Origin of the sequence: Ramlibacter sp. WS9 (assembly GCF_003797765.1) — a bacterium.
Classification (GTDB): Bacteria; Pseudomonadota; Gammaproteobacteria; order Burkholderiales; family Burkholderiaceae_C; genus Ramlibacter.
In genome coordinates this window covers 124492-147380 of the sequence record NZ_RKMB01000008.1, presented here as the reverse complement: position 1 = coordinate 147380, position 22889 = coordinate 124492, and the positions used below count along the sequence as shown (strand labels likewise).

Sequence of the window (22889 nt, the reverse complement as noted above, 5' to 3'; positions counted from 1 at the left end):
CCATGATCTTCGAAACCGATCACACCCACGATGCGAGTGTTCAAAGCTGGGTCACCAGCGCGAACGCGCCCGGCACTGAGTTTCCCATCCAGAACCTGCCTCTCGGTGTGTTCAGCACGGCGGGTGCGAAAGTGCGCAGGATCGGCGTCGCTATCGGCGACCAAATCCTCGATCTGAGCGCTGTCCTGGACGGGGGTCTGCTGCCGGGCCTGAATGACCTGTCGCCCGCGTTACGCAGGAATAGTCTTAACTTGCTGATGTCGAGTGGACGCGCCGCAAGGCAAGCGGTGCGGGACGCGATTTTTACACTGCTGCGCACCGACAGTGGCCACGCGGCAGCGGCCGGTGCCTGCCTGGTGCCGATGCGCGACGCGCAGATGCACCTGCCGGCACAGATCGGCAATTTCACCGATTTCTTTACCTCCATCCACCATGTGCGGCGTACGGGCGAACTGATGCGGCCCGAGATGCCCGTGGCACCCAACTTTCGGAACATGCCGATTGCCTACCACGGCCGTGCGTCCACCGTGGTCGAGAGCGGGGTCCCCTGTATCCGGCCGCGGGGACAGCTTGGGGATCCACAAGGAGCAGCTCAGGTCTACGCGCCGTCGCAACGCATGGACTTCGAACTGGAGGTGGGTTGCTTCGTTGGCCGCGAGAACGCCCTGGGTCAGCCCATTTCGATCGACGACGCCGACGACCACATGTTCGGGCTCTGCCTGGTCAATGACTGGTCGGCGCGGGACATTCAGATGTGGGAGAGCTATCCCTTGGGGCCGTTCCTCGCCAAGAGCTTCATGACGACGGCGTCGCCGTGGGTGGTGACCCTGGAAGCGCTGGCGCCGTATCGCATGCCGGCGCCGACACGAGACGCGGGCGAGACGCCGGTGCCGGCGGCGCTCACATCGGCCAAGCATGTGGCCCAGGGTGGCATCTCGATCTCGCTGCAGGTTCTGCTGCAGACGGCGGCGATGCAAAAAAGCGGCATGGCGCCGGCCGTGATTTCGCAGCCGCAATTTAGCGACCAGTACTGGACGCTCACGCAGATGCTGACCCACCACGCCAGCAACGGATGCAGCCTGCGCACCGGCGACTTGTTGTCCAGTGGAACCGTCTCGGGCCCGGAACGCAAGGACTCGGGATGCCTGATCGAGTTCAATGCCGGGGGCAAGCAGGCCCTGACATTGCCTTCGGGTGAAATGCGGCTTTTCCTCGAAGACGGCGACACGGTGTGGCTGCGCGGCGTGTGCGAGCGGGATGGCTACAAGCCGATCGGATTCGGCGAGTGCAAAGGCCAAATCGTGGGGGATGCGAGATGACGCCGCGAACAGTGACCGTCGAAGTCAACGGAGCTCCGGTCAGTGCGGAGATCGAGCCGCGCGAATTGCTGGTGCATTTCCTACGGGACCACGCGGGCATGACGGGCACGCACATCGGCTGTGATACCTCGCAATGCGGGGCTTGCACTGTGCAGATCGACGGCAAGACGGCCAAGTCCTGTACGGTGCTGGCGGTTCAGGCGCAAGGCCACCGCGTCACGACCATCGAGGGGCTGGGCACGCCAAAGAAGATGACGCCGCTGCAACAGGCCTTCACGGAGGTGCATGGGCTTCAATGCGGTTTTTGCACGCCGGGCATGGTCTTCGCGGGGCAGGCGCTGCTGGACCGGGTTCCCAATCCGACCGAAGAGCAGGTGCGTGAAGCCTTGCATGGCAATCTGTGCCGCTGCACCGGCTATCAAAACATTGTCAATGCGGTCATGCTGGCTGCCACCCGTGCCGGTAACACAGGCCGCGCTTCAGGCAATGGGGAGCTCGCGCAATGACCAAGCTCGATGTCGCTGCACATGTCAACCCGATCGGCCAATCCATCACCCGACGCGAAGACCCGCCGCTTCTGACCGGCCGCGGCCGATTCACCGACGACATCGCGATCAAAGGCCTGACCTGCGCCATGGTGCTGCGTTCACCGCACGGCCACGCGCTGATCAAGTCCATCGACACCTCGGCCGCCGCGTCGATGCCCGGTGTGGTGGGAATCCTGACCTATGAAGACCTGCGTGGCAAGGTCGGCGACATTCGCCCCAACTGGGTGGTGGGCGGCTCCATCGTCCCAGCCCACCCCCCGCTGGCCGACGGCCGAGTGCGCTACCTTGGCGAATCGGTCGCGCTGTTGGTGGCCGAGACGCGCCAGCAAGCTGCCGATGCGCTTGAAGCCATCGTCGTCGACTATGAAGTGCTGCCTGCCGTGGTGGACGAGGAAGCGGCCCTGCAGGAAGGCGCGCCGCAGTTGCATGACAATGTGCCGGGCAACCTCATCTGCGTTTTCAGGGGCGGCGGCGGTGACTACGCGGCAGCGGCCGCGGCGGCGGACCATCTGGTTCAGGTGCGGCTTGTCAACAACCGGTTGATCCCCAGCCCGATCGAACCGCGGGCCGTGCGAGCAATCTACGACACGACCAATGACAAGCTGACTTTCTATCTGCCGACGCAGGTGCCTCACATGTCCAGGCGCTGGCTGGCCGAAACCTTGGGCTGGCCCGAGCACCGGATTCACCTGATCGCGCCCGACATTGGCGGGGGCTTCGGCGCCAAGATGCACTTCTACGCCGAGGAAATTCTGGTCGCGTTCGCCGCAAAGCATTTCGAGCGGCCGGTCGGCTGGACCGAGACGCGCAGCGAAGCGCACATGGCCACCACGCACGGCCGGGCGCACATCGAGAACGTGGAAGCGGCGGTCACGAAAGAAGGCCGTGTGCTCGGCATCAAGATGCGCTCGTTCGCCAACCTGGGCGCCTACCTGTCGAACATGGCAACTGGCATCCCGACGGTCAACACGGTGTCATTCGCCTGCGGCAACTATGACATCCCCGCGCTGGACGGCGAAATGCGGCTGGTGACGACCAACACCACGCCGGTGGACGCCTACCGCGGCGCCGGCCGCCCCGAGGCCGCGTACCTCATCGAGCGGACCATGGACGCGGTCGCTGCCAAATTGGGCATGGATCCGGTCGAACTGCGTCGGATCAACCTGATTCGCAAGCATCAGTTTCCCTACCGGCCCTACGGGCACCCGCTCTTCGTGTGGGACACCGGCAACTACGAAGGTGCCCTCGAGGCCGCGGTCAAGGAGATTGACTACAGCGGATGGCGCGAGAAGCAGGCCGCCCTGCGGGCGCAGGGACGCTATGTCGGAATCGCCGTCACCTGCTACATGGAACTGGTCGGCGTCGGCAGTTCGGCCGCGATGAAGATGGTTGGGTTCAACCGCGGCGGCTGGGAAAGCGCATTGCTGCGCGTCCATTCGGACGGCAAGGTCACGCTCTTCTCGGGGTCCATGCCACAAGGCCATGGGCACGCGACAAGCTACGCGCAGATCGTGGGCAGCGTGCTGCAGTTGCCGATGGACGATATTGACGTCGTCCAGGGCGATACGGACCGTGTGCCCTTCGGCCATGGCACGTTCAACTCGCGCTCCATGGTCGTTGGCGGCACTGCAGCTCACAATGCGGCGCAAAAAGTGCTCGCCAAGGCCAAGCTCATTGCCGCCACCATGCTGGACTCGAAGCCGGAACACGTCAACTACGCGGGGGGGACGTTCAGCGTCTCCGGCGAGGGCAAAGCGCGCAGCGTCGGCTTCGGCCAGGTCGCGCGCATGGCGTATGTCAGCTCCGATCTTCCGCTGGGCATGGAGCCGGGTCTGGAAGAAACCGTGTTCTACCAGTCCGAAAAAATGGTGGCGCCATTCGGCAGTCACGCAGCCGTTGTCGAGGTCGACATCGAGACGGGCGAAGTGAAGATTCTCGACTATGTCGCCGTGGACGATGTGGGCAATCTCATCAATCCCATGCTGTGCCATGGACAGATGCACGGCGGCATCGCCCAGGGCATCGGCCAGGCCTTGTACGAGGGGGTCGAATACGACGAGACCGGGCAGCTGCTGAGCGGCTCGTTGCTCGATTACGCCGTGCCTAAAAGCGATCAGATCCCGACGATGCGAACCAGCTTTCAGGTGACTCCAACCCCGGTGAATCCGCTGGGTGTCAAGGGCATCGGCGAAGCCGGCTGTGTCGGCGCCCCACCGGTCATCGTCAGTGCGGTGTGCGATGCGCTAAAGAGCTTCGGCATCAGCCACATCGACATGCCTTTGACGCCACCCAAGGTGTGGCGTGCCATCCGTGCCGCACACGCGTCCGGGAAAGAGGAGTTGACCCGATGATCCCGAGTGCATTTGAGTACATCCGACCCGGCAGTTTGTCCGAGGCACTCGCTCAACTCGCGCAAGGGGGCGATGGTGCGAAGTTGATGAGTGGCGGCCACTCGCTGCTGCCAATGATGAAACTGCGGCTTGCCGCGCCCGGGACGCTGATCGACATCGCCGAACTGCCTGAACTTCAAGGCATCATGATCGGCACAAACGAGATTGTCATCGGCGCGGCGACAACCCACGCCCAGCTTGAACATCACGCTGAGCTGGCCGAGGCAATGCCGTTACTTCCGAGCATCGCCGGACTGATCGCGGACCCGACCGTGCGCAATCGCGGCACCATTGGCGGCTCCCTGGCGCACGCCGATCCTTCGGCCGATTGGCCGGCGGCGATGTTGGCACTTGACGCGACGGTCGAGGTCATCGGGCCCAAAGGCCAGCGTTCGATTCCCGCCGCTTCGTTCTTCAAGGGCCTGTTCGAAACCGACCTGCGGCTCGATGAGATCGTCGTACGCGTGCGCATCCCGGCGGGGTCGAACCAGCGCGGGGCTTACCGCAAGTTCCGCCATCCAGCATCGGGATATGCCGTCGTCGGCGTGGCCGTGGTTCTGGCCTACGAGGCCAATCGCTGCAGTGGCGGACGGATTGCGGTGACAGGTCATTCGGCCCATGCATTCCGTGCCAAAGCCGCCGAAGCCGCGTTGGCCGGATATGCCGGCCAGCCCGACCAAACGGAACGCCTGATCGACCTGGCGTTTACGGGCGCCTCACCTCTGGAGGACCGCTTCGCCGACGCCGACTATCGCACTCAGCTGGGGCGCACGATGCTTCGTCGCGCGCTGGTCGATGCAATTTCCCCCGTTTGAGCAAGGATAAGAAGGAGACAACCATGACGACGAAACCAACCGCCACGAGCCACTTGCGGTCATTCGCAAGCGCCGCTCTGATTGGGCTGGAAACCTTCGGCCTGTTGACAGCGCACGGTCTTGCGGCAGCCGCAACCCAGGAGGAACGCGTGAGCACGCGGCCTTTGACGGTGGAGCACATCCGCATCAGTTCAAAGAGATCGTTTGACGACGTGAAGACCGCACTTGAGTCGCGGGTCCGTTTTGTCCAGGTCGATCTGCTGATTCCGTACCTGCAAAAAAAGGACATGGCCGGTGCGCGCGCCGAACTGGAGCGGCTGGCAGCGCCAACCGGATTGTCGATCCTGTACTCACTGAATCACGGCGCTGCGCTGGCCATGGACGGGAGGCCCCGCAAGGCAGTTGGATATGGCATTGGCAATGTCCTGACCGCCGTCTCCATGAACAAGCACGACGTGGCCGCCGGTCTCTACGCGCCCATCCGTGTGATTCTGTACGAGGGCGCCGACGGTACCGCAGTATTCGAATACGACAGGCCTTCTTCGATGTTCGGATTACTAGGCAACGCTTCTATCAACAGCGTGGCTGGTCAACTGGACGCCGCGCTGAAGGAACTTCTGATGGACGTCGGCAAGTAAGGTTCCCGTTTTACTCAATCATTCTTTTGGAGCCCTTGGGCTGAACGCATGGAACTTGTTGGCGAAAGGCTGATACCCGCACCGATCTCGGCGACCTGGCAGTCGCTGAACGACCCCGAGGTCCTCAAGTCCTGCATTGCCGGCTGCGACTCGCTGGAATGGATGCAGCCGGACACGCTGGTGGCCGTGCTGGTCGCGCGGATCGGGCCCATCAGCGCCCGCTTCAAAGGCACTTTGAAGTTGAGCAACCTACTGCCGCCGCACAGCTATGTGGTGACCTTCGAAGGTCAGGGCGGGATTGCCGGTTTTGGCAAGGGGTCGGCAAACGTGTCGCTCACGGAAGAGGGCCATCAGACGCTTCTGCGTTACGACGCCCGAGCCCAGGTGGGCGGGCGCTTGGCGCAGGTCGGCTCACGCCTTGTCGATGCCGCCGCGGCGAAGGTCACCGAGGATTTCTTTTCAGCCTTCGAAAACCGGCTGCGGCTGGCAACGACCGAAGCGACAAGCGGGCATGAGCCTGCCGTCGCCGGAAGGACGCACGCTTGGGCCACATCACGCCAGGTTGGTGTTGCCACGCTGAAGACTACCGAGGCTCGGTCGCGGTCCGCAAAGCCGGAAGCGAGGTTGGATCAGCCCATGGTCCTCGGCAAGGCCACCGCGTCGGCAAACTCGCGCCCAACCGTTGCTGGCACGCCGATAAAACTGGTGGGAGAAAGACTGGTGCCCGCACCGCTGTTTGCCACTTTCAATGCGCTGAACAATGCGGAGTCACTGAAGCCCTGCATTTTCGCTTGCGAAGCATTGGATCAGTTGCGGGTGGACAGCCTGACGACCGTGCTGGCTCTGGGCATCGGGCCCGTCAAGGCGCGTATGAGGGGAACGCTCCAAGTGAGAGACCTCGATATTCCAACCAGTTACGTGCTGGCGTTCGACGGACCCGGCGGCACCAAGGGTGCGGCCAACATTTTGCTGGTCGAAGAGGGCCGGAAGACACGCGTGCGTTACGTGCTCCAGGCCAGGATCCGCGGCCCCTTGAGCTTGGTCGGATCAACGCTGATCGAGGCCGTGTCAGCGATCCTCCTCAAGATCTTCTTTTCGGCTTTCGAGGCTCAGTTGCGATCGGCGCCGGCGAATCGGTCCGCAGTTCAGGGAGAGACCCGGTCCTGGGCAAGTAAATGGTGGTGGGCTCTGTTGGCCGCGACCAGCACCGCAGCCGCTTTTGCCATGTGGGCTTAGTTGACGTGAGAGCGAAGCGATCTCGCGTCGCACCTTCAAGACTAGCTTGAACGAGTGATCGCAAACAACCGGAGACAGTGATGCAAAGAAACAAGATCCGCCCGGCGCAATCTGACGCCGACATTCTTAAAACAGGAGACAAATTTATGAAAAAACTTCTTTTCCAGCTGGCCTTTGCCGTGGCACTGCTGGTGCCTGCATTGAGCGCATCGGCTCAAACCTACCCTAGCAAGCTTGTCACCATCCGCGTGCCGTTCCCCGCCGGCGGGCCGGCGGACGCCGGGTTTCGCCAACTGCAACCGGGGCTTCAGGCGCAACTCGGCCAAACGGTTGTCATCGACAACCTGCCGGGTGCAGGTGGCTCGATTGGCGTGATGAAAGTGCTAGGCCTGCCCGCCGACGGGTACAACGTCGTGGGGCACACGGCGACGGATATGATCCTGGCGCCCTTGGCCCTTGCCACCGCGAAGTATGAGCCGGGCCAGCTGCGGCTGGTCGCGCCGTTGCTGAGCACGGATTTCGTGCTCGTCAGCTCTCCGCGCCACTCGTTCAAAGGCGTGGACGACCTTTTGGCCTATGCTCAGCAGCCGGGCAACAAGGAACTCTCGATTGCCCACTGGGGACGTGGATCGACCACGCACATCGCCGGGGCCGACTTCCAGAATCGCGGGAACTTGCGTTTTCTCGAGGTTCCTTACAAGGGCGTTGCGCCCATCATTCCCGATCTGATTGGCGGGCAAGTGGACCTTACTTTCCTTCCTCTCGCCGGCCCGACGATGGGCCTGATCAAGAGCGGCAAGGTCATTCCCATCGGGGTATCTGCCGCGAAGCGCGTCGCAGGCTTGCCTGACGTGCCGACCCTCAACGAGGGTAAGGTGATCAAAGGATTCGAGCATGCGATCTGGACCGGTGTCTTCGCCGACCGCAAAGTTGGCAGCGTCGAGGTGGCCAAGCTGGCTCAGGCGATCAACGCGGTCACCAGGACGCCGGAGTTCGCCAAGTTCGCAGCGGAGCAACCCGGCCGCACCTTCGATCCGATGACGCCCGCGCAGGCCGACGAGTACTTCAAAGCCGAAACCAAACGCCTGACGGACATCGCGCGATTGATCAAGCTTCAACCCGAGTAATGGCTCGCGCGGCGCCAACAGATCGAACACCATGGCCGTCACAGACTTTCACTACTACGAACCTTCCAAGGGCCACGGCCTGAGCCATAACCCACTCAATGCCCTAGTCGCGCCGCGGCCAATTGGTTGGATCTCGTCGCGAGACGCTCAGGGGCGAGTCAATCTTGCGCCCTATAGTTTCTTCAACGCGTTCAACTATGACCCGCCGATCATCGGATTTTCCTCGATCGCCTGGAAAGACAGCGTACAAAACGCTTCCGAAACAGGTGAATTCGTCTGGAACCTGGTGACCCGTGAGCTGGGCGACAAGATGAACCAGACCTCAGCTCCGCACCCGCATGGCGTGGACGAGTTCCCGCTGGCCGGCCTCACGGCCGTTCCGGGTCGGGTCGTCAATGTTCCACGAGTGGCGGAAAGCCGGGCTGCCATGGAGTGCAAGGTCATCGACATCGTTCAGTTTCGAAATACGGCTGGCGAAAAGGTGGGCGGTTGGCTGGCTTTGGGAGAGGTAGTGGCTGTCTACATCGACAAGTCGCTCCTTAAGGATGGCGTCTACCAGACAGCTGACGCGTATCCGATCATGCGGTCCGGTGGATTGAATGACTACGTCCAGGTGACGCCCGAAACCGTCTTTCAGATCAACCGGCTTGCGGACGTCAGCAGCCCTTCCAGTCATGGCACCAGTTGATCGCCATCGTTAACACACCTGAACTTAGGAAATGCAAATGATCGTCGTACTAGCCAGACTCAAAATCGTGCCCGGAACTTCCGAGCAATTTTTGCAGACAGCAGGACAGCTGGTCCAGGCCTCTTGCAAGGAAGCCGGAGTTATCGGGTACGAGTTGCTTGCGGAAGGTGATAACCGTTTTGCCTTCCTCGAACGGTACAAGGACGCGGATTCCGCGGCGGCCCATCTCAAGACAGATCACTATCGCACACTTGGCCGGCAACTGGGCCAGTACATCGATGGCAGACCCGAAGTGTTGAAGATGACGCCGACGTCCTGAGACAACGATGGCTGCGCAAGACCGCCATCGTCCCCGCCGTTTCGCGTGGCTGCCGATGGCCGAGTGAGGAGAACAGATGAAAAGACGTACCTTGGTTAGATCTGCTGGGGCAACTGCCATAGCATTCGGATCCGCGCTGAAGCTTCCCGCTTGGGGTGCGGTAACCGCAAGCATCAAGATCGGGCAGTCCTGCGTTCTTTCGGGTCCCTTGGGAGAGCAGCTCCGACTCGGCAACCGCGGCGTGGCGATGGTTTTCGACGCCGTCAATCGAAGCGGAGGCATCAATGGCCTGCCTATCGAGCTGATCTCGCTGGACGACGAGTTTCAACCGGCCAAGACCCTTGCGAACTGCGAGCAGCTCCTGCAGGAGCACCGTGTCGTGGCGCTATACGGCCTGTTGGGTACCGGCAACCTGCTCACCGTGCTGCCGCTGCTCGAGAAAACCGGTGTACCCGTCGTCGGATGCATCGGCGTGACTGACAGTGCTCGCGAAAAAACACGCGATCTGGTGTATTTCGTGCGGGCCGGTTATGGGCGCGAAGTCCAGAAGACGTTGCAGCAGATCACGACGATCGGGATCCGTCGCATTGCGCTTGCTCACTTCAACAACACGGGGGGTGAAGAGTTCAAAACAGTCTTCACGCAAAGCCTTCAGAAACTAGGCATGACTCCCGGCGTGACTACCGCGGTGAATGTCGATGGAAGCAACATCGCTGCTTGCGCCACCGCTCTGGCGGAGGATAGGCCGCAAGCCGTGGTCATTTTCCTGGCCGGCGGCTTGCCAGGCAAGCTCATAGAAGCGGTCAATGCGCTGGGCGCATTCCCTAACTACTACGGGATGTCGGTTGTGCCCGGCGAATTGACTGCTAAATCACTCGGTCCGAAACTGCGTAACCTGATCATTACCCAGGTTATTCCATATCCCTGGGCTAAAGAGAATCCCGCGTTGCAGGCATTTCGGAGCCTCGCGACAGCCGCTTCGGTACCGGTCGGCTACTCCAGCCTCGAGGGCTACATCAACGCTTCGATTCTTGTGGAGATGCTCAAACGCGCCGGCAAAGATCTATCGCCGGCGAAACTCCATGCGGCTCTCAAGCGGGTGAAAGGACGTTTTGGCGGGCTGGATGTCGATTTCACGGGTACCTCGAACACTGGTTCTACGTTCACCGAGCTCGTGTACATGGCAGGGGACGGAAAGTTTCTGCGCTGAAGGAGCGCCGCTGTGCCGCCTCATCGGCCCGATGAAATGCTAAACGTGGTGGAGACACAGGGCCATGCCGGCCCTTGCGTTCACACCAGGTATCGGTGAACGGCCTCTTCGTTGAACTCGACGCCCGAACCTGGCCGCTCGCTGGTGTATGCCATCCCGTCACGCACTTCAAGCGGTTCCTTCAGGATCGGGTTCCACCAGTCCATGTACTCGAGCCAATGCGCGGTCGGCGTTGCGCAAAGCAGATGGGCGCTGACTTCCGGCCAGAAATGGTTGGACAGCGCCACACCATAAAGCTGCCCCAGGGCGGCAATTTGTTGCCAACCGGTGACGCCGCCGCATCTCATGGCGTCGGGCATGGCCAGGCCGCGCACGCCCGCGTCGAAGGCGTGGCGGAAATCGAGGGCCCCCAACCAGTTCTCGCCAGCTTGCAACGGTGTGGTGGTAGCCGCTGCCAACTGCACCAGCCCGGCATAGTCGTGGGCAACGATGGGCTCCTCTATCCAGGCGAGCCCTTCGCCCTCCAGGGCGCGCAGGCGGGCCGCCGCCTCGCTGGTGCGAAGCGACTGGTTGTAGTCGACCATGATGGCCGCGTCCGGGCCCATCGCCGAGCGCAGGGCGCGCACGACGGCCAGGTCTTCCGCGACGGTCGGGTAGCCGATCTTCACCTTGACCGCCTTGAAGCCTTTGCGCGCCCACTTCTCGGCGGACTGGCCGCTGCCCAGCTCGCCGTCGAAGCCGATGCCCGCATAGGCCTGGATCGGTCGCGGTGCTGAGCCCAGCATGGCGGACAGCGGCATCTCGTGTGCGCGAGCGAAAGCGTCCCATACCGCCATATCGATCCCGGCCAGTGCCATCCCGACCAAGCCTTCGGTGCCGAGCATCCGGAAGTGCCCATGCAGCCTGCTCGAGAGATCGGCGGGCGCCAGGGCCTGGCCGACGGCGACCGACTCGAGATTGCGTATCAGCTCGGCCAACGGCTTCAGCGCGGCGATCCCGAAGCTGAAGAGGATGCTATGGCCTTGTGTGCCGGCGTCCGTGTTGATGGTGAGGAGCACGAGAGGCGACACCCCGATTGTGCCGACGGCGGCGATGCGCAGGGGCTCGGGCATGGGAACGGCGACGCAGCGGACCTGGAAGGAGGTGATTTTCATTTGGTGATTTCCAAGATTGATTTAGGCGGCCACCCGCGCCGCTGTTGCCGGTGCCGCAGAGGAGGCCTCGAATTCGGCCAGCAGGACCTGCCGGGTGGTCTTTGCTTCGGCCATGCTGCGCTCCTTCACGTGGCCATAGCCCCGGATGCGCTGCGGGATTTGGGCCAACTGGATGGCAGCCTCCAGGTTGTCCGCGCACAGTTCACTTGCCAGGCGTTGCAGCAGTGACTCGTAGCCGGCGATTAGCTGGCGTTCGTCACGGCGCTCGGCGGTGTAGCCGAAAATATCGAATGGCGTTCCGCGCACAAATCGAAGACGAGCCAGCACGCGCATCGCAGGCAGGATCCACGGGCCGTATTCGCTTTTCTTCAACTGTCCGGTCAGCGGGTCGCGGCGCGACAGCAGGGGAGGTGCCAGGTTGAAGCGCAGGCGCTGCCCGCCCTCGAATTGCGCGGCGAGCGCGGCCTGGAACTCCGGCGCCGTGTGCAGGCGCGCCACCTCGTATTCGTCCTTGTAGGCCATCAGCTTGGCGAGGTTTTCTGCGACGGCCAGCGCCAGCCGCTGGCTGCCGGGCGCCGCTGCGGCCTCGGCTTGCGCGATCTTTTCGACCAGCGCACGGTAGCGCTGGGCGTAGTCGGCGTTCTGGTAGCGCGTCAGCAGTTCGGTGCGGTGCGCCAGCACCTCCTGCAGTCCCTGCGGCAGCTTCGGCGCGGGCGGCGAGATACCAGCCGAGGCCGCCTCGACCGCGGCACGGTTCGTGACCCACAGGCGGCCCAAGCGCAGAGCGCGACGGTTGGACTCGACCTGAACGCCATTGAGCTCCAGGGCCCGTTCGATGGCGGCCACGCCCACCGGCAGCCAGCCCTTCTGCGCCGCCACGCCAAGCAGGAACGTGTTGGCCGCCACCGCATCGCCACACAGCGCGGTGGCCAGTCCGGTCGCGTCGACATAGTCCGCATGCTCGGCGCGAACGACGCTCGCGACCTTGCGCTGGAGCATCGACACCTCGACGCGATGGTCCGGGTTCCTGGTGAAAATCGCGCTCGGCGGCACGCGGTCGTTGCCGAGAAAACGGCTGCGTTGCACATCCAGCGTGCGGGACGCCTCGTCCGCCAGACCGGCGAGCATGTCGAAGGCCAGCATCAGGTCGGCTTCGCGCAGCCCGATGCGCTGGCTGGCGATGCCCGATGGCGCCGCCGCAATGCGCAGGTGGCTGAATACCGTGCCGTTCTTCTGGGCCACGCCGGTCATGTCGTAGACCGAGGCGGCCTTGTGTTCCAGGTGCGCCGCCATGGCCAGCACGGCGCTGATGGTGATCACGCCGGTGCCACCGATACCGGCCACCATGACTGAAAAGCCTTCGCCAACCGGCCGCACCGGCGGTGCCGGAATGTTCTGCAGCAGCGCCTCGGGTATGTCGCCCTGCGCGGGCCGGCGCAGGTTGCCCGAGGTAACCGTGACGAACGATGGGCAAAAGCCTTCCGCGCAGCGATAGTCCTTGTTGCACGAGGACTGGTTGATCGCGCGCTTGCGGCCCAGGGCGGTTTCCACGGGTTCGATGCTGATACACCCGGATTGCGCGGAGCAGTCCCCGCAGCCCTCGCACACGGCCTGATTGATGAACAGCCGCTTGGGCGGATCGACCATGACCTTGCGCTTGCGCCGACGGCGTTTCTCAGCGGCACAGGTCTGCTCGTAGATGAGGACGGTGCAGCCCTCCACTTCGCGCAACTCGCGCTGCACGGCATCGAGATCGTTGCGGTGACGTATCGTCACCTCTTTGGGCATGGCAGCGTCGGACCGGTGCAGATCCGGGTTGTCCGACACCAGCACCACCTGCTTCACGCCCTCGCCCAACACCTGGCGGGCCACCCGGCTGACCGAGATAGGCCCATCCACAGGCTGACCGCCCGTCATGGCCACGGCGTCGTTGTAGAGGATCTTGTAGGTGATGTTGGCTTTGCTGGCAACCGCGCCGCGCAGAGCCAACAAGCCGGAGTGGTAGTAAGTGCCGTCGCCAAGGTTCTGGAACACATGGCGCGTCTTGGTGAAATGGTGCAGGCCGCTCCAGTTCATCCCTTCTCCGCCCATCTGCGTGGACAGCAGGGTGCGCGGTTTGTAGAACATCGACATGCTATGACAGCCGATGCCCGCCAATGCGAAGCTGCCTTCCGGCACGTTGGTGGATGTGTTGTGTGGGCAGCCCGAGCAGAAATAGGGAGGGCGGCTGTCTTGGGCGGTGGCCAACGAAATTACACCGCCACGGCGAGGGGCCAGCAGCGCCGCGCGGGCCTGTAGCGCTTCATCGACCAGGCCCGCCGCGCGAAGCCTTGCGGCGATCGCCAGCGCGAGGTCCAAGGGTTCGAGTTGCTTCTCGAGGGCCACCAGCGCGGCGCCGTGCTGGTCGTATTTGCCGACGATGCGCGGGCGCGCGGGCTCGTTGTACAGCACGCCAGCGGCCTGCCGCTCGACGAAGGCGGCTTTTTCCTCGATGAAGAACAGCTCGGCCTTGCCGGCAGCAAATTCCTTGAGCCCGAGCGGCTCCAGTGGCCACACCATGCCGACCTTGTACAGCGCCAAGCCGAGCGTGCGCGCCCGCGCGTCGTCGATGCCGAGATAGGAAAGCGCCTGGCGCGTGTCCTGGTAGGCCTTGCCGGCTGACACCAGGCCGAACCGCGCGCTGTTGTCGCCCATCGTGCATTGGTCGACGCGGTTGGCGCGCGCAAAGCGCAGCACCAGCGGCAAGCGGTGATGCATCAGGATGGTTTCGTCGCGCGCCGGCGTGAACGCGCCACGGTAATGCACGCCCTCGGGCGGCAACAGATCGGCCGGATCGGGCAGGGCGATGTGCTGCGCCTGGGGGTCGACGTCAACCGTAGCTGTCTGCTCGATGGTTTCGTTGACCACTTTGAGGCTGGCCCAGCAGCCGGCGTAGCGCGATAGCGCGAAGCCCAGCAAACCGAAGCGCACGATGTCCTCAACGTTGGATGGATAGAGCACCGGAATCGAGTTGGCGGCCATCGCCTGCTCGCTTTGATGCGCGACCGTCGAGGACTTGCCGGGGTGATCGTCGCCGAACACCGCCAACACGCCGCCGCGCGGATGCGTGCCGGTGTAGTTGGCGTGCTTGAAAGGGTCGCCCGAGCGATCGACGCCAGGCCCTTTGCCGTACCACATGGCGAACACACCATCGACGCTGGCGGGACCCAGCGCGTCCAGCTGCTGCGTACCCCACACCGCTGTCGCGGCCAGGTCCTCGTTGACTCCCGGATCGAAAACGATGCCCGCCGCCTTCAGGCGCGGCGCCGCCGCCCACAGTGCCTGGTCGAAGGTGCCCAGCGGCGAACCGCGATAGCCGCTGATGTAGCCGCCGGTGGACATGCCCGCGCGGCGATCGCGTTCCCGCTGCATCAGCAGCACGGCGATCAACGCCTGCGCACCGGTCAGGAACGCCGAGCCCTGCGCCAGGTTGAAGCGCTCGTCCAGGCTGGCGAGCGATCGCAGCGCGCCGGCTTCGACCGGTGGTCGCGCGAGATCGGTGGTGTCGGGCGTCGGGCTCATCGTGCGGAAGCTGCCGCGCGCTGCGCCTCGTAGACCTGCAGATTGCAGTAAGCGGTCTGCACCAGGGGCACCGCTGTGCCCACGAGCTTTGCTTGCGCAATCAGGTCCCCCAGGATGGCCTGTGACTCCAGGCGGGGTGTACCCGCCGCTATGTCGCGCGCCATTGATGCAGCCCAGGGCGAGGCGGGGTCCAGCAGGACGCGCTCGACCATGGCGACCGAGGCCGGGCCCGGCGGGTGGCCGGACAGGCTTGCGACGCGTGTCACCTCGTCGATCGACTGCCGCATCACTACCTCCCCGCCTGCGACGCGCAATATCTCGCTGACATTCGCGCGCATCAGTGTGGTCGCCGTGGCCCCGGAGGCGAGCATCACCCACTTTTCCCACAACTCCTGCTCGATGTCGGCGGAGAGCCTGCGCATGCCGGGCGTGCGCGCGATGAGTTCGTGAAAGCGCTTTGCAGCGGCCTCCTGCGACGCAGCGCGTGCGCCGACGACAAACACGTCGTTGGGCCCGAAGTGCTGGATCCCCCCGTCGGGCATCAGCATGGTGGCGATGTAAGCAATTCCGCCGAGCACCTTCTCGCGGCCGAAGCGCTGGTCCAGCCGTGTATAGGCTTCCATGCCGTTGATGACGGGCAGCACCAGCGCGCCCGCTGCCACTGCGGGGGCGATCGTGTCCATTGCCTCGTCGAGCTCGAAGGCCTTGCAGGTCAAGAGCACTACATCGGCCTGCGCCGCAGCCCCAGCCAGTTCATCACGGACGAGCGTCGCAACAGGCAAGCTCATGTCGCCCAAAGCACTACGCGCGACCAGCCCGTGCTCGCGCAGTTGCCCACGGCGCCGCTCGCGCACGAGGAAATGCACTTGCGCGCCGGCCTGTTGCAGGCGGGCCCCGTAATAACCGCCGGTGGCACCGGCTCCCAAGACTAGAATTTTCATGATAATTTCTCGGTTTATTGCGCTTGTAAATTGATCGACTTGGCCACGGCCCGGATCTTGGCGGTCTCGTCCCTGAAGAAGTTTGCCGCCTGTGCGGCGTCCATCGGGCCCAGGGGCCGGGAGGCGTTTTCGCGCACGAAGCGCAGGAATTCGGGCTTGCTCAGCGCCTCGGTGCTGGCGCGGTTCAGGCGCGCCACCTCGGCGTCCGGAACGCGGGTCGAGACGAACAGGCCGCTCCAGACCGAGTGATTGAACGCCTTGAGTGAACTGCCTTCGTTCAAGGTCGGCACGTCGGGCAGGGTGGGGTGGCGCTGCTCGCTCGCAATGCCGATCGCCTTGAGCTTGCCGGCCTTCAGCAGGCCGACTACCGGTCCGACGATGGGAAGGAACGCCAGATCGATCTGGCTGCCCACCAGGTCGGGCACCATCGCGGTGGTCCCTTTGTAAGGCACCGCCATCAGCTTTGCGCCGATACGCGTTTCGAAGTCGGCAGCCGCAATGTGGCCTGAGGACCCGTAGCCGATGTTGCCCATCGTCAGTGGTTGGTTGCCGGATACGCGCAGGTAGGCCGCGAGCTCGTCGACGTTCCTGAAGGAATGCTTGGGCGCGCTCACCAAGATGAAGTCCGTCGCCCCCAGCGGAGCCACCAGCTTGAATGACTCGGGCGAATATTTCGCAGTGGCGATGCTCAGCGGCGCGAGCACCAGGTCGGGCCCGCTCGTGCCCAGCACCACAGCGTTGTCGGGCGTCGCCGACGCCACGTTCATCGCGCCCAGCGCGCCGCCCAGGCCCGGAAGGTTTTCGATGACGACCGGCCGGCCCAAGCTGTCCTGCAAGGACAGCTGTATCTGCCGGAACGTCGCGTCCACCGCGCCACCGGCGGGCCAGGCAACTCGAATGTTGAGGGGCTTGCCGCTCGCGTTTTGTGCGTGGGCGGCGGGAAGGAAACAAGAAGCGGCGACAGCCACGGCGAACAGGAATTTTTTCATTGCGTTGCCCTTGTGGTTTGCTACTGCGGCTGCAGGTTGGTCTGCCGCGCCAGTTCGCCGTACTTGCGAATTTCGGCGTGGTAGAAATCCTCAGCTTCCTTGGCCGACATCGTCACGGTGACGACTCCGCCGTCAGTGGAGAACTTTTGGAATTCGGGGCTCTGTACAGCCTCGGTCAGCGCCTTGTTTAGGCGTTGCACTACGGCTTCAGGCGTGGCTCGGGGCACCAGCAGGCCGATCCATTGCCTGTGCAGGAACGGCCGCTCGGGGCGCCCTTCGGACAGCGTGGGCACATCGGGCAGCATGGGATTGCGCTTGGCGGCCGCGATGCCGATGGCGATCAGCTTCTTTTGCTGAACCATCGCCACGGTGGCCATGCCCAGCGGGACGAACCCGAAGTCCACGTGCCCACCTAGCATATCCTGCACGATCGGCGCGGTTCCCTTGTACGGTACACCTGTTGCCTTGACACCGCTGACCGCCTTCAGATCCTCGCCCGCGAGCTGCGTGGTCGACCCCGGGCCCTGGTGGGCGAGCGACAGGCCGTTTGGCAATGTCTTGCTGTAGTCCACAAGCTCAGCCAGGGTACGGGCTGTCATCGAAGGCCGTGCCACCAGCAGCATATCGCTGAATCCCAGTGGCGCCACCAGCCGAAGCTGCTCGGCCTTGTATTGAGCCGAAGCCATTGCCAGGGGGGCGATGACGAGGTCATTGGTGTGCCCGAGCACGACATAGCCGTCAGCCGGCGCCTTCACGACATTGGCGGCACCGATAGTTCCGCCGGCGCCGGACAGGTTCTCAATGATCAGTGGCTGGCCCAGTTCGGCCTGCATCTTGGGCAGGGTCTGCCTGATGAAGACGTCGGCGGGCCCGCCCGCGGGAAAGGCCACCCGGATCGTGACTGGCTTCGTCGGGTAGGCCTGCGCCCACGAATTCGAGCCGAGGGCCGCGGCGGCGATGAACGCCCCGAGAAAGATCGATTGCTTGATGTGCATGAAAAATGTCTCCGTTCTAGTTGGGTTCTTCATCGCTGTTGCGCTTTCAGAAACTGTGGGCGTACTTGGCGATCGCGCCTTCATTCCAGTCGATGCCGCTGCCGGGCCGTTCAGGGATCTGTACTTCGCCGTTGCGGACCTCGAAGGGCTCGGCCAGGATCACTTCGGCCCAGTCGCACCACTCCACCCAGTGCGCGGTTTCCGTCACTCGCATCAGGTGAGCCGAGAACTCGGGGTACAGGTGCGTGGACACTGGCACCCCTTTGGCTGCCGCGATCCCCGCCGCGCGCATCCAGCCGGTCACGCCGCCGATGCGCATCAGGTCGGGCATCACGAAGTCCGTGGCGTCCAGTTCGAGTGCGATTTGCAGGGCGCGCGGACCCCAGAAGTTCTCGCCGACCTGGATCGGAGTCGCCAGCCGGCGGCGCAACTCCGCCAGTCCCGCGAGGTTGTCGCACGCGATCGGCTCTTCCATCCAGTAGAGCCCTTCGCCGTCCAGCGCGCGGCAGCGCGCAATGGCTTCGTCCATGGTGAAGACTTGGCTGAAATCGGCCATGAGCTGCAGCGACGCGCCGCCGACGCGCCGGGCTGCCGCGATGGACGCGACATCCTGCGCCAGGCTGTCGCGTCCCAGCCGCACCTTGAGGGCGGTGAACTGCCCCTCCGCGATAAGCTCCTCCGTCTCGCGTGCCACCTCCGAAGGATCGATCAGCCACAGGCCGTTGCTGTTGTACGCCTTGACCGCGCCCACGCTGCCGCCCAGGTAGCGGGCGAGCGGCAACTGTGCCGCCTTGGCGTGCGCGTCCCAGAGCGCCATGTCAAGGCCGGAGACGGCAGCCAGCGTGACGCCTTCCAGCCCCAGGGGCGACAAGCTTCGGCGCATGTGTTGGAACAGGTCGACCGGATTGGCGGGCTTGCCCTTGAAGCGTTCGACCAGGTCGTGGATGACCGTGGCGACGTAGCGCACGCCGGTTGGCAGGTAGGGCTGCAGGTAGCTGCGTCCCACCACGCCTTCCTCCATGTGCAGGTCGATCAGGATGATGGGCCAGCGAGGCGGCAGCGAAATGTGCTTGAGCACCGGCGTGCGCTTGAGTGGCACCATCACGGCACGCACGTCGACGGACTCGATGGTCAGGGGAGGGTGCATGGCAACCACCGCGTTCAGCCCAGGGTGCCCGTGAAGGCGCCGCCGTCGAGAAGCAGGTTCTGCCCGGTCATGAAGCCGGCTTGGGCGCCGCACACAAAAGCGCAGGCCTGGCCGAATTCCTCGGGCGTGCCGAAGCGCCCAGCGGGCACTTGCAGCAGCATGGCGTCGCGTACTTCGTCCGCGCTCTTGCCGCTGCGCCTTCCCAGCATGGGCAAGCCCAGGAGCAGACGGTCGGTCGCGTGGAATCCGGGCAGCAGGGAGTTGATGGTCACGTTGTGCTTCACGATTTGCCGTGACAGTCCGGCGACAAAGCCGGTCAACCCCAGGCGCGCGCCGTTGCTAAGCCCGAGAAAATCAATTGGCGACTTGACAGCGCTCGAGGTGATGTTGACGATGCGCCCGAACTTGCGGCCGATCATGCCGTCCACCGTGGCGCGCATCAGTTCGATCGGCGCCAGCATGTTGGCGTCCAGGGCGGCGATCCACGCGTCACGGTCCCATTCCCTGAAGTCGCCCGGTGGTGGGCCGCCAGCGTTGTTGACCAGGATGTCGGGCGACGGCATGGCCGCAAGCACGGCTTGGCGGCCCTGCGGCGTTGCGATGTCGGCCCCCACTGTGTTTACCACCGCGCCGGTGCTCTTGCGGATTTCGTGCGCCGTGCTCTCCAGCGCGTCCACGCCGCGCGCGGTGATGAGCAGCTCAACGCCTTCGCTCGCGAGCGCCAGGGCGCAGCCCTTGCCCAGCCCCTTGCTTGCGCCGCAGACAATGGCGCGTCTTCCCTTGATCCCCAGATCCATGCCCACTCCTTGGTGTGATGCTGTTTCCACGCGAGCACGTCGGTGTGCCTCGTGTCGGTGGATTCTCTGAGGGACGTCTTCGACCCGCGAGGTTTGGTCGTGCCAGTCTGGGGTTTGTTTGTGCCATGGGGGCCTGTCTGCTGACGGTGCGGTCCTGGGCCTTGCCGCGCTGCTCAGGCTGCGGCGCGGTAGTCGCTCGGCACTTTTCCGGTCCAGCGCCTGAACGCCTTGCGGAAATTGGTCGCTTCGCTGAAGCCCACCCGCTCGGCGATGTCGACGACCGGCAGCTTGGAGTTGCTGAGGTAGCCGATCGCGAGTTCTTTGCGAGCCTGATCGACCACACTCTTGAATGTCACGCCCTCGTCCGCCAGACGCCGGTGCAACGTGCGTATCGACACACCCAGCCGCTCGGCCAGGCGCGTGACCGAAACCATGCAGTGGGCATCGTCCAGACAGGCGCCGCGAACGCGCCCTGCCCAGCCGCCGCCCTGATGCTCTTCGTAAGCGGGGGCGGCGCACAGCCGCCTGCACAACTCGTGCGTGATCGAATTGGCACCCGGGCAGGCTGCATCCAAGACCGCTGCATCGAAATGCCACTCGAGTACGTCGGCGTCAAATTCCGCGGGGCAACCGAACACCTGCGCGTAGGACCGCCAATGAGGTGGGGCCGGGTAATTGCATACGAGACGCCGGGTGGGGAAGGGCGCCTCGAGTACGCGCTGAAACAGGGCGTTGAGCGAGCTGCGCCAAAATTCCGCCACGAACGGGAGGACGGTGCCAAATCGCTCGGCGGGCGCGCAGGCCAAGACGGCCACGTCACCCTGAACGCGCAGCGTGGGCTGCAGAAACGGCATGGCAGGCTGCATATGCGCGAGCCCGAAATCAAGTCCGTCGCGGAACGTGGCGCTGCTGGCCATCGCGAAGCCGCAGATGCCGAAGTCGCCGATGCGCTGGCGTGCCCCGGCGCGCAGGGCCACCTCGGACTCCGGCGACAGCTTTTGCGCATTGGCAAAGACCGCCAACCGCTGGGCCTGCGATAGGGGGACGTATGCGTTGTCGATGTCGCCGGGCTGCAGCCCCGTGCGCGCGAAGAGGTCGGACAGGGCAACCCCCTCGCATCGCAGCTGCGCCACGAGCGCCGAAAAGCCCAGCAGGGCGGCGCTAGGTTCAACGGTCTGGGGGCTTATGGCATTGAGCGTCATGGCGGCGATTCAGCAGCGACTGCGCCACTAGAAGAGGTCTATCGCCGGTTCCATCAATGCGGACGATCCTGCTCGAATTTCCCCGCAGAGTGCCGCCGTCTGCGGCAAAAGCCGCTGGTAGTAGAAGCGGGCAGTGGCAATCTTCGACGCGTAGATGGAGTCTGTCGATTCGGAGTGCTTGAGCGCGACTTCCGCCATGCGAGCCCACGTCCAGGCGAGGGCCAGATGTCCCACCAGACGCAGATAAGGCACTGCGGCGGCCCCAGCCGCGTGCGGGTCATCCGCGGACGTACCAACGAGCTCGCTCGTGAGCTGCCTCACGTCAGCGATCAATTGCGCGAGCGGCTCCGCAAACTCGCGCATCGCTTTACGCGGGCTGCACGTTTCGGTAAATGCGGCGGCCATGTCCAGGAACTTGCCCATTTGCCGGCCCCCGTCCCCCAGCACTTTGCGCCCGAGCAAGTCCATAGACTGCACGCCGTTCGTGCCCTCGTAGAGCCCGACGATGCGTACATCTCGCAGATGCTGCTCGACGCCGTTTTCACGAATGTAGCCGTGCCCGCCTAACACCTGCATGGCGAGCAGCGTGGATTCCACCGCGAGGTCGCTGGACAGCGCTTTGACCAGCGGGGTCAGCAGACCTAGCAGCTCGACGGCCTCTTCGCGCTTGGCGGCGTCAGGGTGAATGCGCTGCAGATCGCTCAGCTGCGCCGTCCATAACGCGAGCGCACGCGCTCCTTCGATGTTCGCCTTTTGCGTGAGCAGCATGCGGCGCACGTCGGCATGGCCGATGATCGGGTCGGCGTTCTCGCCGGATGCTCTTGTCCCGCTGATGCGGCCTTGCAAGCGCTCTTTCGCATAGGCCAACGCCTTCTGGTAGGCCGATTCCATTAACCCGATCGCAATCACGCCGACCAGAACACGCATGTGGTTCATCTGGACGAACATGCCCGCCAACCCCTTGTTGGCCGCGCCGAGCAACCAACCTGTCGCGCCATCGAAATTGATGGTGCAAGTCGAGTTTCCGTGGATACCCAGCTTGTGCTCGATGGAGCCGCAGACCACCGCGTTGCGCGCGCCGGCAACCCCGTGTGCATCGGGCAGAAATTTCGGAACGATGAAAAGCGAGATGCCCTTCACGCCCGGAGGCGCGTCCGGCATGCGTGCCAGCACCAGGTGCATGATGTTATCGGTCAGGTCTTGTTCGCCGCCCGAGATAAAGATCTTGCTCCCCGTGATGAGGTAGCTGCCATCGGCCTGCGGTACGGCCCGGGTTCGCATCAGGCCCAGGTCGGTGCCCGCGTTCGGCTCGGTCAGGCACATGGTGCCTGCCCACTCGCCGCTAGCGATTTTCGGAAGGTAAAGTGCCTTCTGCTCGGGAGACCCGTTGGTAGCCACATTCACGTACGTCGCATGCGACATGCCCGGATAAGACGACCATGCCATGTTCGCGCCGCCGAGGATTTCGTACACCGCGTTTTCCACGACGGAAGGGAAGCCTTGGCCGCCGTGCTCCGGGCTGCAAGCCAGGCCATGCCAGCCGTTCTTCGTGAATTCGTCGTAGGCTTCCTTGAAGCCCGGTGGCGTCTGCACCACACCGGGCGCCGGCATGCTGCAACCGTGCTCGTCTCCCAGCTCGTTCAGCGGCGCAATCACCTTGGATGCGAATTGGCTGGCGGCGGTGAGCACCTGATCGATCGTCTCGGCGTCGAACTCCGGCTTGCCGCATGAAGCCAGCATGGCCGGCACCTGAAGCAGCTCCTGCAATACGAATTGCATGTCGCGCGATGGGCTTTGGTAAGTCATGGTGACG

General features: G+C 64.0%; 19 protein-coding genes. 10 read left to right on the top strand and 9 right to left on the bottom strand.

Going from position 1 to position 22889, the window contains the following annotated elements:
* Positions 1–2: 2 nt before the first annotated feature.
* From fahA to EEB15_RS14435, 10 genes are all read left to right on the top strand, one after another.
* Complete coding sequence (fahA, locus tag EEB15_RS14480) at positions 3–1319, top strand: fumarylacetoacetase (RefSeq protein ID WP_141510574.1); 1317 nt, start codon at positions 3–5, stop codon at positions 1317–1319.
* A complete protein-coding gene (locus EEB15_RS14475) occupies positions 1316–1825 on the top strand; it encodes a (2Fe-2S)-binding protein (RefSeq protein ID WP_141510573.1) in 510 nt (169 codons plus the stop codon). The genes fahA and EEB15_RS14475 overlap by 4 nt, the downstream gene beginning before the upstream one ends.
* Positions 1822–4218 (top strand): xanthine dehydrogenase family protein molybdopterin-binding subunit, encoded by a 2397-nt coding sequence (locus EEB15_RS14470; protein WP_141510572.1) that lies wholly within the window; start codon positions 1822–1824, stop codon positions 4216–4218. The genes EEB15_RS14475 and EEB15_RS14470 overlap by 4 nt, the downstream gene beginning before the upstream one ends.
* Positions 4215–5072: a xanthine dehydrogenase family protein subunit M gene (locus EEB15_RS14465; protein ID WP_141510571.1), complete on the top strand. Its 858-nt coding sequence runs from the start codon at positions 4215–4217 to the stop codon at positions 5070–5072. Before EEB15_RS14470 ends, EEB15_RS14465 begins: the two co-directional genes overlap by 4 nt.
* Before the next feature lie 23 nt (positions 5073–5095).
* Positions 5096–5710, top strand: coding sequence for a DUF302 domain-containing protein (locus EEB15_RS14460; RefSeq protein WP_141510570.1), 615 nt, complete (start codon positions 5096–5098; stop codon positions 5708–5710).
* Positions 5711–5758: 48 nt separating this feature from the next.
* Positions 5759–6946 (top strand): CoxG family protein, encoded by a 1188-nt coding sequence (locus EEB15_RS14455; RefSeq protein WP_141510569.1) that lies wholly within the window; start codon positions 5759–5761, stop codon positions 6944–6946.
* Between the two features lie 80 nt (positions 6947–7026).
* Entirely contained in the window at positions 7027–8073 is a 1047-nt protein-coding gene (locus EEB15_RS14450) for a tripartite tricarboxylate transporter substrate binding protein (protein ID WP_141510568.1), read from the top strand.
* 31 nt (positions 8074–8104) lie between these two features.
* Positions 8105–8761 carry a flavin reductase family protein gene (locus tag EEB15_RS14445; RefSeq protein WP_141510567.1) on the top strand — a complete coding sequence of 219 codons (657 nt, stop codon included), beginning with the start codon at positions 8105–8107 and terminating at the stop codon, positions 8759–8761.
* A gap of 37 nt (positions 8762–8798) precedes the next feature.
* The gene (locus tag EEB15_RS14440) at positions 8799–9080 is read left to right on the top strand and encodes a putative quinol monooxygenase (protein WP_158290111.1); all 282 of its coding nucleotides are present in this window, start codon (positions 8799–8801) and stop codon (positions 9078–9080) included.
* Between the two features lie 76 nt (positions 9081–9156).
* A complete protein-coding gene (locus tag EEB15_RS14435) occupies positions 9157–10290 on the top strand; it encodes an ABC transporter substrate-binding protein (RefSeq protein WP_141510565.1) in 1134 nt (377 codons plus the stop codon).
* An 80-nt stretch (positions 10291–10370) separates the two neighbouring features.
* Here EEB15_RS14435 and EEB15_RS14430 read toward each other — a convergent pair whose 3' ends face one another.
* From EEB15_RS14430 to EEB15_RS14390, 9 genes are all read right to left on the bottom strand, one after another.
* On the bottom strand, positions 10371–11444 hold the full coding sequence (locus tag EEB15_RS14430; protein ID WP_141510564.1) for an enolase C-terminal domain-like protein: 1074 nt from the start codon (positions 11442–11444) through the stop codon (positions 10371–10373).
* Between the two features lie 21 nt (positions 11445–11465).
* Positions 11466–15005: an indolepyruvate ferredoxin oxidoreductase family protein gene (locus tag EEB15_RS14425; RefSeq protein WP_141510563.1), complete on the bottom strand. Its 3540-nt coding sequence runs from the start codon at positions 15003–15005 to the stop codon at positions 11466–11468.
* On the bottom strand, positions 15002–15946 hold the full coding sequence (locus EEB15_RS14420) for a 2-dehydropantoate 2-reductase (RefSeq protein WP_141510562.1): 945 nt from the start codon (positions 15944–15946) through the stop codon (positions 15002–15004). Before EEB15_RS14420 ends, EEB15_RS14425 begins: the two co-directional genes overlap by 4 nt.
* A gap of 14 nt (positions 15947–15960) precedes the next feature.
* Positions 15961–16935, bottom strand: a complete 975-nt coding sequence (locus EEB15_RS14415; protein WP_141510561.1) for a tripartite tricarboxylate transporter substrate binding protein — start codon at positions 16933–16935, stop codon at positions 15961–15963.
* Positions 16936–16955: 20 nt separating this feature from the next.
* Positions 16956–17930 carry a tripartite tricarboxylate transporter substrate binding protein gene (locus tag EEB15_RS14410; protein ID WP_158290110.1) on the bottom strand — a complete coding sequence of 325 codons (975 nt, stop codon included), beginning with the start codon at positions 17928–17930 and terminating at the stop codon, positions 16956–16958.
* Positions 17931–17976: 46 nt separating this feature from the next.
* Positions 17977–19077 (bottom strand): enolase C-terminal domain-like protein, encoded by a 1101-nt coding sequence (locus tag EEB15_RS14405; protein WP_141510559.1) that lies wholly within the window; start codon positions 19075–19077, stop codon positions 17977–17979.
* A 14-nt stretch (positions 19078–19091) separates the two neighbouring features.
* Complete coding sequence (locus EEB15_RS14400) at positions 19092–19874, bottom strand: SDR family oxidoreductase (RefSeq protein WP_141510558.1); 783 nt, start codon at positions 19872–19874, stop codon at positions 19092–19094.
* A 173-nt stretch (positions 19875–20047) separates the two neighbouring features.
* Positions 20048–21076, bottom strand: a complete 1029-nt coding sequence (locus EEB15_RS14395; RefSeq protein WP_141510557.1) for an AraC family transcriptional regulator — start codon at positions 21074–21076, stop codon at positions 20048–20050.
* Between the two features lie 27 nt (positions 21077–21103).
* Entirely contained in the window at positions 21104–22882 is a 1779-nt protein-coding gene (locus tag EEB15_RS14390; protein WP_141510657.1) for an acyl-CoA dehydrogenase C-terminal domain-containing protein, read from the bottom strand.
* Positions 22883–22889 lie beyond the last annotated feature (7 nt).